This is a genomic window from Chondromyces apiculatus DSM 436 (genome assembly GCF_000601485.1).
In the GTDB taxonomy this organism is placed as follows: Bacteria; Myxococcota_A; Polyangia; order Polyangiales; family Polyangiaceae; genus Chondromyces; species Chondromyces apiculatus.
The window spans coordinates 96,723-109,269 of the sequence record NZ_ASRX01000017.1; the positions used below are offsets into that span (position 1 = coordinate 96,723).

The 12,547-nt window shown below is 71.3% G+C and carries 7 protein-coding genes; 2 read left to right on the top strand and 5 right to left on the bottom strand.

Annotation, left to right across the window (positions count from 1 at the left end; all coding sequences use genetic code 11):
• The first annotated feature begins 97 nt into the window (after positions 1-97).
• A complete protein-coding gene (locus CAP_RS44420) occupies positions 98-4,258 on the top strand; it encodes a transglutaminase domain-containing protein (protein WP_231511408.1) in 4,161 nt (1,386 codons plus the stop codon).
• A 9-nt stretch (positions 4,259-4,267) separates the two neighbouring features.
• Here CAP_RS44420 and CAP_RS12870 read toward each other — a convergent pair whose 3' ends face one another.
• From CAP_RS12870 to CAP_RS12890, 5 genes are all read right to left on the bottom strand, one after another.
• The gene (locus CAP_RS12870) at positions 4,268-6,235 is read right to left on the bottom strand and encodes a hypothetical protein (protein WP_052374988.1); all 1,968 of its coding nucleotides are present in this window, start codon (positions 6,233-6,235) and stop codon (positions 4,268-4,270) included.
• A gap of 174 nt (positions 6,236-6,409) precedes the next feature.
• Positions 6,410-7,630: a serine/threonine-protein kinase gene (locus CAP_RS12875; protein WP_231511409.1), complete on the bottom strand. Its 1,221-nt coding sequence runs from the start codon at positions 7,628-7,630 to the stop codon at positions 6,410-6,412.
• Between the two features lie 216 nt (positions 7,631-7,846).
• Positions 7,847-9,088 carry a GNAT family N-acetyltransferase gene (locus tag CAP_RS12880; RefSeq protein ID WP_044240381.1) on the bottom strand — a complete coding sequence of 414 codons (1,242 nt, stop codon included), beginning with the start codon at positions 9,086-9,088 and terminating at the stop codon, positions 7,847-7,849.
• Between the two features lie 38 nt (positions 9,089-9,126).
• Positions 9,127-9,888, bottom strand: coding sequence for a metallophosphoesterase family protein (locus CAP_RS12885; protein WP_231511411.1), 762 nt, complete (start codon positions 9,886-9,888; stop codon positions 9,127-9,129).
• 19 nt (positions 9,889-9,907) lie between these two features.
• Positions 9,908-11,050 carry a carboxylate--amine ligase gene (locus CAP_RS12890; RefSeq protein WP_197041149.1) on the bottom strand — a complete coding sequence of 381 codons (1,143 nt, stop codon included), beginning with the start codon at positions 11,048-11,050 and terminating at the stop codon, positions 9,908-9,910.
• Between the two features lie 288 nt (positions 11,051-11,338).
• Here CAP_RS12890 and CAP_RS12895 point away from each other — a divergent pair, with 288 nt between their 5' ends.
• Complete coding sequence (locus tag CAP_RS12895; RefSeq protein WP_231511413.1) at positions 11,339-12,541, top strand: exo-beta-N-acetylmuramidase NamZ family protein; 1,203 nt, start codon at positions 11,339-11,341, stop codon at positions 12,539-12,541.
• The last annotated feature ends 6 nt before the right edge of the window (positions 12,542-12,547 follow it).

Below are 12,547 nucleotides of genomic sequence, written 5' to 3' on the forward strand. Positions count from 1 at the left end.
CATGGTTCCCTGCTCCCGGGCGATCCCGCCCACCGACGTTCGCGTGTGCTCGATTCACCCTGGGCGAAGGCGGCCGCTGGCCGGTGCCTTCGCGCTGGTGCTGACCCTGGCCGCGGGGGGGTCGTACGCGCAGACGCCACCCCTGAAACCGGCGCCCGCCGGCAAGCCGAGCCCCGCCGCCAAGCCCGCAGTGCCGGTAGCGCCGGTAGCGCCGCCAGCGCCGACGGCAAGCGACACGCAGGCGCCGGGAGGCAAGCCGACGTCGGGCGACACGCAGGCTGGAGGCGGCAAACCGGCGGCGGGTGGTCTGCGGATCCCTGGCGGAAAGACAGCCGGGGAGGGCAAGGAAGTGCCCGGAGGCAAGCCTGCAGCGACGGGAGGACCGACGCTCGGCGGTGAGCCGCCCACCGGGACGCCTCTCAACGGTCCGCCGACGCCGGGGCCGCGTCCGCAACCGCGGCGGCCGGTAATGCTGACGGCGCGGTGGGTGGGTGCAACGCCGGAAGAGATGGTGGGGCACGCGCTCAACCGGGCGCGGCGCGGCGAAGACGATGCCCTGGCAGGGATGCTCATCGCGGCGGCCCTCGATGAGCGCGCCGCGTTCGGGAGGGCGCGAGAGGGGCTCGCGGCAATCGGGGCCTCGGACGCGCCGCTCGCCGACGAGGCCCGGTGGCTCGCGCGGCTGCTCGCCCCGGAGCCCCCGCAGCCGGTCTGGGCGGGGGCGCGCAAGGTGGTGTTCGATGCGCCGGCCGACGCGGGCGGCCTGGTGAAGTCGTGGGCCGTGCTCGGACCCTTCCAGGACAACAGCGGCGGCGGGCTCGCGCGGCGCGAGGGGCCCGAGGCGCCCGGCGCGTCGTTCGCGGACGCTGGCGCGCGCTACTCGTGGGGCGTGTACGACGTGGCGTGGCGGAGGGCGCTGCCGGCGTCGGCCACGGCGCGCGGGGTGCCGCTCGACCTGTACGTACACCCGCGGGCGGAGAGCTGCTCGTACCTGGCGTCGCGGGTGACGGTGCCGGCGTCGCTGGATCGGAAGCCCTTCCTGGTGCACGTGGGCGCGAGCGGCGCGGTGCGCCTGATCTGGGACGGGGCGGAGGTGGCGTCGAGCGAGGCGCTGCACCGGGGGCTGGTGCTGGACCGGCTGGCAGCGCAGATCGCCGCGCCCGCCGGGGAGCACCTGCTGGCGCTGAAGGTGTGCACGGGGTCGGTGGCCGACGACGGTCGGGTGAGGGCGCGCTTCACGGACACGAAGCGCAAGCCGCTGGCGCTGGCGACGTCGTCGGACCTGTCGAAGCTGCGTCTCTCCGTGGCGGGAGAACAGCCGCCCCCGCTGCCCGCCGGGGTGACGCGGGTGCGCACGGCGCTGGAGGCGGCGCTCGATGCAGGAGAGGCGCCCACGGCCGAGCAGATGCTGCTCGGCGCGGTCGCGAGGACGCTCGGCGCGGGAGACGATCAGCGCTCGCCGCGGGCGCCGGGGCTCCTCGACGTGGTGGCGCGCGCGAAGGAGGTGTCACCCGACGCGCTGGCGCTGGTGGGGTGGATCTCGCCGTTCGGCGCGAACCGGAGCGGGTGGCTGGAGCAGGCGCGGGTGCGGGGGCTCGCGGAGAAGGACCGTGCGGCGGCGTCGTTCGCGCAGCGGCGGCTCGCAGCGGCGCACCTCGGCGCGCAGCTCACCGAGTGGGGGATGGCGGCGCTGCGGGAGGACCCGCTCCGCTCGGCGCGCGACGTGGAGGCGCGGCTGATGCGGGCGATCGCCAAGCGGCAGCTCGGCGGCGGAATGTCCCGCGCCGCGCTCGACGAGCTGGTGAAGATCGCGGACGAGCTGGGGGACCGGGCGCCGGTCAGCGTATGGACGGAGATCTACGACGCGGCGCGGAGCCTGCCCGACCTGAGGCTGCGGGCAGCGCAGCGCCTCGCGGGGGTCCGGGCGGGTGCACGGGACGCGACGTACGTGCGCACGTTCGCGTCGCTGGACGGCGCGTCGCTGGAGAAGGCAGCAGCCGCGGTGCTGGCGGAGCAGACCTCGGCGGAGGACGTGATCCAGATCGGCCGCGCGCTCTACCAGGCTGGCCGCTATGCGTGGGCGCGCGAGGTGTTCTACTGGGCGACCCAGGTGGCGCCGAACCGACCGGAGGCGTTCCAGGGGCTGTCCGAGGCCCGCAACGCGGCGCGGGCGATGGGGCTCGGGGGAGACCCGGTGGACGAGGGGGAGCGGGCCACGGTGGCCCTCGCGCGGGCGCGGGACCTGACGCCTGGCGATCCCACGCTGAAAGCACAGCTCGCGTTCCGCCTCGGCGAGGTCGCGGCCGACGCGCGCGGCGCGAGCGCCGGGCGCGGGCAGCAGCACATGCCCGACGAGCAGTTCCTCGCCGCGCCGGATGTCTTCCTGCAGCGCGCCAAGGGCAACCCCGCGCAGAAGGGCGAGGTGTTCGACCGGCAGCTCCACTGGACGCGCGTGGTGACGTACCACCCGGACAAGCGGGTGTCGCAGCTCATGCAGTACGCGCGCGAGATCGTGATCGAGCCGCGCACGGAGCAGGACCTGTACGAGAGCGGGATCCCGGCAGAGGGGGAGCAGACAGAGCTGCTCTTCGCGCGGGTACACCACAAGGACGGCTCGGTCTCGCAGGCGGCGGAGCAGAGCGCGGGCGGGGCGCGGCCGTTCATCCGGTGGGAGAAGCTCGAAGAGGGCGACGTGGTGGAGGTGGCGGTGCGCTCCTGGACGGGGGGGCCGGTGGGACGCCGCGGGGACGCGCCGTTCTACTTCCTCGACTACGTGGGCTCCACGGACACGCACCCCATCCTCTACAACGAGGTGGTCATCGACAGCCCGAAGGCTTCGCCGCTCGCCGTCGACGTGCTCAACGGCAAGGCCGACCGGGTGCTCACCAGCGAGAAGGCGGGGCGCACCATCACCCGCTACATCTGGGACAACCCGCCGGAGATCCCGGAGGAGCCCTTCGCGCCCAGGATGTCCGAGGTGCTTCCGGTGGTGGTCGGGTCGACCTTCAACGGGTGGAACGATTTCCGGGAGTGGTACCGCTCCGCGGTGACGGGGTTCACGGAGCCCGACGAGCAGGTGCGCCGGCTGGCCGAGGAGCTGACGGCGGGGAAGAAGACGCCGGAGGACAAGATCCGGGCGCTCTTCAACTTCGTGGCCGACGACATCCGTTACGTGAACTTCGTGTCCGGGGAGTGGTGGCTGCCGAACCGGCCGCAGCAGCTCCTCGCGCGTCGCCAGGGGGACTGCGACGACAAGGCGATGCTGCTCATCACCTTGCTCAAGTCCATCGGCATCGAGGCCACGGAGGTGCTGGTGCAGACGCGCCACACGGCCATGCCGTCGGTCCTGCGGAGCGAGAAGGCGGCCATCCCGGTGTTCGATCACGGGATCGCCTACCTGCCGGGCAAGGACGGGAAGCCGGGGCTGTGGCTCGACGCGACGAGCCCGCAGAGCCGCCTCGGGCCGCTGCCGTCCATGGACGCGCGGACGCTGGCGCTCTTCGTGTCGGAGGGGCCGGCGAAGATCGTGGAGACGCCGGCCAGCTCCCCGGCCGATCACGGGGTGGAGGCGGACTGGACGATCCGGGTATCGCCCACGGGCGCCGGAGACCTCACGGCGAAGGAGCGCCACCTGGGCGACGCGGCGTTCGAGCTGCGGAACTACCTGGCCGAGGCAGACGCGCGGGCGCAGTGGGTGGAGCAGTTCCTGGCGGCGGGGTGGTTCCCGACAGTGGACGTCAAGTCGAAGGTCGACTTCGAGGGAGACCTGCCGAACGGACTGGCGACGCTCGGGTACGAGGCGCACTCCGAGGGCCTGGGGCGGCTGGAGGGCGACGAGCTGGCGGTGCCCATCGCGGGGACGATGACGCTCACCTCGCAGCTCGCGCCGCTGCCGAAGCGGAAGCTGCCGGTGGTGCTGCCGCCGAACGTGGCGCCGGCACACCGGACGTGGACGATGACGGTGGTTGCGCCGCTGGGCTACCGCTTCGCGGAGCTGCCGCCCGGGGGCGAGGAGAACGGCGGCGAGTTCGGGCGAGCGTCGCTGTCGTTCACGAAGGGGAAGGGGCCGAACTCGGTGGTGGTGAAGCGGAGCTTCGTCGCCGACCTGTCAACGATCCCGGTGGAGAAGTACGGGGCGTGGCGGGCGTGGCTGCAGCGCGTGGATGGGCTGATGCACCGGATGGTGCGTCTGACCCCGGAGCGCGCCGCGGCTGGCGTGGCGGCGGGCGCTGCGGTCACCGCGCCGAAGAAGCGGTGAGCCGAGGCGTCACTCCGGATCGCAGGGGCCGTCGCAGAAGTTCTCGATGGTCCCTTCGGGCTGGAAGAAGGCGTCGAGCTGCATCTTGATGCGGGGGTTGCGCCGCACGCCCTCGTGCACGTCGTTCTCCTCGTCCTCGGTGGGCACCCGAGACTCGATGCCGGGCTCCTTGTCGAGCTTGAAGTCGACGATGACCATGGCGTCGTCTGCCGGCGCGCTCACGGTCTCGAGGCCGTACACGGTCCGCGCGCTGGGCGTGAGGAGCGGGATGCCCATGGCGCGCGCGTTGACGTGGCTGGCGAGGTTGTTCACCGAGTGGTCCCCGACGCCGATCTGAAAGAGGAGGTGCCGGTCGGTCGGTGAGCCCGGGTAGGGGTCGCCGAGGACGTGGCCGGCGTAGGTGATGGGGTCCATCCGATCCCAGGTGTGCTGGCTGAGCATCATCACCTTCTGAAGGGTGAGCGGCCCCTCGATCACCGTGGAGAGCAGGCCGAGGAGCTGCTGGTAGCTCGCGGAGCGCGACATCATCAGCGAGTAGGGTCCGCCGCCGACGCTGAGCGCCGCCCGGTCCAGGGCGGGTGAGAGCGCGAGGAGGGTGACGCCGAAGATCGCGCCCTGGCTGATGCCGTAATAGTAGAGGTGCTCCTGATCGAAGAGCGGCCTGTCGAAGCGCCGCAGCTCCTCCAGGTCGGCGAGCGGTCCCTGGAGGGCGAGCGAGAGGGCCATCATGTTGACCATGGCCTGGTGCAGGCGGTCGACGAACCGGAACATCGATCCGACGTCCGAGAGGATGTCGGCCGCGGCCGCGATCGCGTCGGGCTCGCTCATGCCCCACCAGTCGACGGAGGCGGTGACGTAGCGCTGCTCGTTGGAGAAGCCGCGCATGAAGCCGTAGTTGGTCTCCTCGCGCAGGCCGAAGAAGCCGTGCCCGTACTGGAGGATGCGCGCGGGCTCGAAGGTCGCGTCCGCAGGCATGGCGCTGCGGGGGACCTGGACGAGGAAGGGCACCTCGACCTCGCCGTTCATCGCGGGGAGGCCGTCATCGCCGCGGTGGATCGCGGCGCCGGTGTCCTCGCTCTCCAGGTACAGCGGGACGCGCAGCGTGCCTTCGAGGCGGAGGGCGACCTCGGGGTCCTCGGGGTCCTCGACGGCGGAGGTCACCGTGATGGCGGGAGGCGTCTGGGCCATGCGCTGCAGGGCGTCCTCGCGGATGGCGAGCATGTCGCGGGTGAGCCAGTCCTCGGAGCCGACCGTGAAGTCCCAGGCGAGCTGCAGGCCTGCGCGGGAGACGCCCGCCGCTTCGAGCACCGGGAAGATGGATTGCTCGTAGCGGGTGGCGAGCGCGCTGAGGGCGGGCTCGGAGCCGGCCGAGGCGTCGCGGATGCGGTCGAAGCCGGAGGGCGGCGCGATGGGCTTGTCGTCGAGGTCGGTGAGGCCCTGGAAGGCGACGATGTAGCGGTGCCCGTTCTGGAGCTTGCCGTAGGGGCGCACGACGAGGCCCTGCGCGGCGACGTCGTCGGTGCTGCGATCGAGTTCGGCCCAGTGGGGAACGAGCGCGCCCGTGTCGGCGTCGATGAGCAGGGTGGTGCTGCCGGGGCGGAGCGCCGCTTCCGGGTCGTCGGTGTGGAAGGTGAGGCGCTCGGCGTTCACGCCCCCCGGGAACGACGCCACGATGGGCTGGTGGTGGGAGAAGCCGTCGACGGGGTGGCGCTCCAGGAAATCGAAGGGGCGACCGTTCTTGTCGTGGGGCTTCGCCGCCTCGGTGAGGACGACCCGGCGACCGGTGGGCGTGGTCGGGTCCTCGGTGAGAAAGAAGTCGGAGGGATACGGGAGGAGGCAGTCGCTCTCGTAGGCGATGGGGTTGCACCCTTCGGGGATGGCCAGTGTCGCGGGCGGGGTCGTGTCGTCGCCGCCGCAGCCGGCGGTGAAGAGCGCGAGGAGGAGCGCGAGGCGGGGGCGGCGCGAGGCTTTGATCATGAGCGGTTCTCGGCGCGAGGGTAACACGAGGACCGCAGAGGGCTGCGCCCGGCTCGCCCTGCATCCTCGGCGCGATGCTCCCTGCTGGCCACGGGGGTAGCGACCATCGGGAGCGCAGGGGCCGACAGGCCCCTGTTCCAGGGTACGCAGTACCTGTTCCAGGGTACGCAGTACTTACTTCTGGCGCGGGGAGAGGACGTTGAGGGAGGGCTGGGAGAGCCAGTGGACGCCGAGGGACATGCCGGCGGCGTCGAAGGTGACGCCGCGGGCGAGGGCCCACTCGGCGAGGGCGCGCCCGAGGGATGCCATGTTCGGCCAGCGGTCCTGGGGGGCCTTGGCGAGACCGCGCTCCACGATGCTCCAGAGTTCGGGCTCGTCCTGGAACTGCTCCGGCCGCCGCAGCCGGGTGTTGAGGACATCGAAGATCACGGTGGCGCTGTTCGGGCCCGCGAAGGGGCGCGTGCCGCTCACCAGCTCGTAGAGCACGGTGCAGAGGCCCCAGATGTCGGTGCGCTCGTCGGGGTCGGTGCCGCCACGGATCTGCTCGGGTGCCATGTACACGGGGCTGCCGAGCATCATGCCGTGCGTGGTGAGACGGGTGGCCCAGATGGCCGCGGAGACGCCGGCGACGCCGAAGTCGATGAGCTTGGGCACCACGCTCGCGCCTTGCTCGACGAGCATGATGTTCGCCGGCTTGACGTCGCGGTGCACGACCCCCTCGCGGTGCGCCGCGGCGAGCGCGCCGGCGACGGGCAGCACGAGCTGCACCGCCTCGGTGAACGGAAAGGTGCCCAGCTCGGTGAGGCGCTCGGAGAGGGACTGCCCCTGGAGCAGCTCCATCACCAGGAAGGGATCCCCCGCGAGGGTCACGCCGAAGTCGTGGACGCGGACGGCCGAGGGGTGGGCCACCCGCGCTGCGGCGCGCGCTTCCTTCAGCAGCCGCTCGGCGGCGTGCTGCACCTCGGCCTCGCGGCGGATGAGCTTGAGGGCCACGTCGAGGTCCAGGCTGATGCTGCGGGCGCGCCACACGGCGCCCATGCCGCCGTGACCGATCTGGTCGACGAGGCGATACCGCTGCGCGAGCACGTCCCCTGCTGCATAGACGCCGAACACCACCGCGGGCGTCGGGCTGGCGGGTGAGGAGGCCGTGTCGTTGATGCGCGCCGACGGGGGCGGCGTCTCGCTGCGCTCGCGCGCGATGGTCGCAGCGTCAGGGTCGAAGTGGCGCGAGAGGCTCGGTGGTGGGGGTTGTGGGGGGGGGGGCGGCGCTGGGGGCGGGACGCTGTCGGCGCGGTCACGACCCCGGTCGAAGATCATCCGGTAGCTCGTGGGCGTCCGGTCTGGCCCGCTCGAAGGTGAGGAGGACTCTGGAGGTGGTGTTCGACGGCGGCTCATCGACGAGGGACGGTGGCTTTGCGGCACGTGGCTTGACGGAGCAGAGAGTTCGCGCTCGCGGAAAACCATCTTGCCAGAGTACCACTCGCAAAGGTCACGCCGCGTGGACCGCCAGGGCGCAGATCTCGGGGTCAGGCAGTCCTGACGCAGGGCGCCTCGATGGGTCTGGCCCCTGGCCCACACGCACGCACGTGCGGCACGTGCAGCCTCGTGACCTCAGGGTGAGACCGCGTCGCGAGTCTTCGAAGCCTCACCCCCGCTGGAGGGCGAGGTCGGTCCGGGTGGCGTGCGCCCTTGCCCCAAGGTCGGACCCGCGAAGGCCCTGCGCAGGAGGCGCGCTTGATCCAGGGCGAGATCGGCGACGCGCCGCACCGTGTCTGTGAGTGACGGACGCGTCGCATAGAGCTGGACCAGGGGACGTACGGCCAGGGAGAGTTCCATCTTGTAGCGCGAGGTGCCGGCGAGGAAGTCGTACTCCTTGTGTCCCGCGGCGATGGCGTCACGGATGGCGAGCGCTTGAAGCGCGATACCGGCGCGCAGCTTCTCGGGCAGGTCGGTCCGGCGGCCTCCCTGGTAGAAGCAGACGCGCCCCTGCCAGACGATGTTGTAGATCGCGGCGATGGGCTCGCCTCGCGCTTCGAGCCACGACAGCTCCAGCGCACCTCGTTCGAGGAGGGCCGGCATGACCTCGGCGTGGAAGGCACGGAAGCGCGGCGACGCGAAGGCCCCTGGCTTGCCGTCGGAGGACCAGCGCCCCTCGTGCAGCCGGATCAAGGTGTCGGTCGCCGCAGGCAGCTCTTCAGGGCGGGTGACGCGCGAAAGGCGGAGCGGGGCGCCTGCCCAGGCTTCGAGGTCACGGAGAGAACGGCGCACGAGGTAACGGCGTGACGATGGGAGTGCCGCGAGGTAGGCGTCCCAGGTGGCTGGCAGCGGGATGAGCGGGCACGCGCCGGTCATCTCCAGCAGCGCGTCCGCGCCTCGCGCGCGGAGCTCTCGCGCGAGGAGCACGGGGAGCAGATCGTCACCGCGCATGGCAGGCATGCGCAGCTCGTCCCAGGCGCCGAGCAGACCGCTGCTGGTGGTGAGCAGCTCCGCGAGCTCACGCGCGATGGCGGGTTCGGCGCCGCGCTCGACGACCACCCCGAGGTAGTCGGAGCCAGTCTCGTCGGCCTCCTCTTCGCCGGAGCCACAGAGTTCGAGGGCACGCAGGGATAGGCCGAGGCGGTGGCGTCGCGACCGCTCGCAGAACGGCGCGAGCCCGACCAGGCGCTGCCCCTCCCAGAACAGCACCGCGCGCAGCTCTCTTCCGTCGAGAGGGCCGAAGACGCGCCACCACGGGAGCAGCCACGAGGGCGAAAGCGTCGGCTCGCTCAGCGCGCTGCGCGCGAGCAAGTCCTCCCAGGCGCCGCGCACAGCGACGAGTCCCGCGGTCTCGATCACGATCTGAACGCGCAGCATGCTCCTCCGTGAGGGCTGAGTGGAGAGAGGTGGAACCGTCACATGCGGAGCGCGCCGAGAGCGCGCTCGACGCCCACCTGCATGATCCGCTTGCCTCGCCGGATGGCGCGCGCGGCTTCGTAGACCCGCTCGTCGGCCCACCCCATGCGGTAGCCGGCTTGCTGGGCACGACGCTCGGCGATGGCGTGGTTGTAGGGGATGCGGTGGTAGGAGATCTCGCGGCGATCGGTGTCGAGCACCGCGAACTCGGCGTGGCTGTCGCCGCGTCGCGCGGCGTCGACCGAGCCAGGGTTCGCGAAGAAGACCCGGCGGCGGCTCTGGAGCGGGATGTCTTCGCCGAGCTCCAGCGAGACCACCTCACCGTCCTTGGCGGCGTAGAGGACGGGGGCGTGCGTGTGGCCGAAGAGGCAGATCCAGGCTTCGGGCGCGAGCCGCCGCATCATCGGGAGGTTCTCCTCGATCTTCTGCTCGTCGCGCATGTACTCGCACACGTCCGAGAAGCTGCCGTGCACGAGGATCACGCCTCCATCGACGACGCGCACCCGGGGGAGCTGGAGCAAGTAGAGGAGTGTCGGTGGAGTGACGGTCTGCCGCGTGCGGCGCAGGGCGAACGCCGCCTTGTCGCTGCAGCGCTCGGTCCCGATCTCCCCGGCGGCGATGAGATCGTGGTTTCCGACGATGGCCAGCGCCTCGCGCGCTTCGAGGAGGCGCACGCACCGGTTGGGGTCGGCGTTGTAGCCGACCAGATCCCCGAGGCAGAGCAGCTTGTCGACGCCGCGCGCGTCGAGGAACGCGAGCACCGTCCGCAGAGCTTCGAAGTTACCGTGAATGTCCGATACGATCCCGTAGCGCCCCATAGTTCACCTTCCGCGCCACCGCGCTGCTTGCCCACCTTGCGAAGGGGGCGGGGTCTCTCCAAGCAAACGCTTCGTATACCGTACCAGGGCGGGCCACCGAGAGCAGCCACGCACCCAGCGTCAGGCCCTCATCGCGCTGCTCGCGAAAGGCGAGCCAGTCACGGTAAAAATTGAGCCAGCGGCGTCGCGCCTCGGGGCGCAGGGACGTCTCCGGACGACGTCCATGTACGAGCAGGTCGTAGGCGATGACGGGAAGGTTCACGCCCGACGCCGCGCCCACGTAGTGCCACAGCGTGTAGCGCGCGTTGATCTCCAGGACGTAGAGCATGCCCGTGTGCGCGTCGCGGATGAGGTCGATCTTGAACGGCCCCTTGAGGCCGAGCCGCGCCGTGACGTCCTTCCCCATCGCGTCCACCTCATCGTCGTGGGCCACCTCGATGAGCGAGCTCTCTCCCGCGAAGGCGGGGAAAGTGCGCACCTTGCGGCCACAGAAGGAGGCGAGCAGGTTGCCGTCCGTGTCGGCGAACCCGTGGAAGGAGAGCAGATCGCTCGTGGCGCCCTCGATGTGCTCCTGGATGAGCAGCTCACCCCGCAGCCGCGCGAACGAGGGATGGTCGAGCAGGTCTCGGCGCGTCGCGAAGACGCGCGCCTTGGCGTGCCCGCCGAACAGCTCTCGCTGGATGTCCTTCCAGGCGGTCTTGCGCCTCGGCTTGATGAGCAAGGGCTCACGCATGGATGCCAGCGCGGAGAGGTCCTCGCTCGGGTCGAGCGTGCGCGGGGCGCGGACGCCTGCGGCGACGCACAGCCGGGAGAACCGCTCCTTGTCGAGGAGAGACCAGGCAAGCTCCTCGTCGTTGAGCACGAACAGGAAGCGGTCGGCGAGCTCTTTGCGGTGGTGGTAGATGAGGTCGAGATCCTTGTCGCTGCCGTACACGAGCAGGGCACGCCGGCCGAGCGCCGCGCAGAGCCGGTCCCCCAGGGCGATCAGCGCGGCAGCTCCCTGATCGCGCTCGGCAGGGAGCACGGTCGTCGCCTGGACGTAGCGAGAGTGCCGGGAGATGTCGTCCGGGTCGCGGGTCGCGAGGATCACCGGGATCCCGGCCATTCCGTGAGGTCGAATCAGCGTCAGGTCGCCGAGGACCACGACCGGTGGCCGTGACGGTGAGAACCCTTCCAGGGAAAAATCTGCCCTCTCCATGCCGTGGTGCGGGCAGATTGCAGCCACCGTGCCCAGCGGATGAGGGTCCAGACTGCACACTGATGGCGGCGATCCGTGATCGACGAGGCATCGGACATGGGCTCGGCCAGAAGGCCGGTAACTTGGACGGCCGTCGCGCTCCGGGGTACGTGTGCTGGCGTGCACGTAGGTCTCGATCGACTCCCTGATCTCGCCTTGCTCGACCGACTCAAGGCAGCACGTGTCGGCGTCCTCGCCCATCCCGCGAGCGTGGACCGCCGGCTGATCCACATCGCCGAGGTGCTGGCGGCACACGGCGTCCGTCCGCGCATCTTCTTCGGCCCCGAGCATGGCTACGGCGGTGAGGCGCAGGACATGGACGTCGTCTCCGGAGGCGTGGATCCCCGGACGGGCGCCCGCGTGGTGAGCCTGTACGGAGACCGCTTCGAGGACCTGACGCCCCGGCAGGCAGATCTCGCGGAGATCGACGTACTCCTCGTGGATCTCGCCGACGTCGGGTGCCGCCACTACACGTTCGTGTGGACGGCGCTCCTCGCGGTGCGCGCGGCACAGCGGGCGGGCGTGGCGGTGATCCTGCTCGATCGACCGAACCCCATCGGGGGCACCGTGGACACGGTGGAGGGTGCGATCCAGGAGAAAGGCTTCCTCTCGTTCGTGGGCCTGGAGCCCGTGCCCATCCGTCACGCGCTCACGGTGGGAGAAATCGTCGCGCTCTTCGGGCGTCGCGAGGGCGTGTCCGTGGCCCACATCAACGCCGACGACGCGCTGGTGGGGCCGACCGACGCGGCCCTGACCGTGGTGCCCTCGCTCGGCTGGAAGCGCGGCGCGCTCGCAGACGCGTGGGATCGCCCCTTCGTGATGACCTCACCCAACATGCCGAGCGCGGAGACGGCGCTGGTGTATCCGGGAGGGTGCCTCATCGAGGGGACGAACCTGTCCGAGGGGCGCGGGACGACGCGGCCCTTCGAGCTGGTGGGAGCACCATGGGTGGATGGGCGCGCGCTCTCTGCGGACCTGCTCGCGACGGGTCTCCCGGGGTTCGTGGCGCGACCGCTCACCTTCTGCCCGACCACCCGGAAGCATGCCGGCCAGATCTGCGGGGGCGTGCAGATCCACGTCACCGATCCTGGCGCGTTCCGACCGGTCGCCACCTATGTGGCCCTGATCGCGCTGGCGCGCCGGCAGAACCCGGAGCGGTTCCAGTTCCGCACGGAGCGCTACGAGTACGTGGACGACATCCCTGCGCTCGACCTGCTGATGGGTTCGGCCCGGGCGCGGCAAGGTATGGAGGCGGGAGAAGACCCGGGCGGACTGGCGAGGGAGATCTCCAGGGTCGACCCGGCGTGGACCGAGATCATGCACGAGGCGCAGGCCGCGCTCGGGTCAGCCACGACCTGAGTTGCG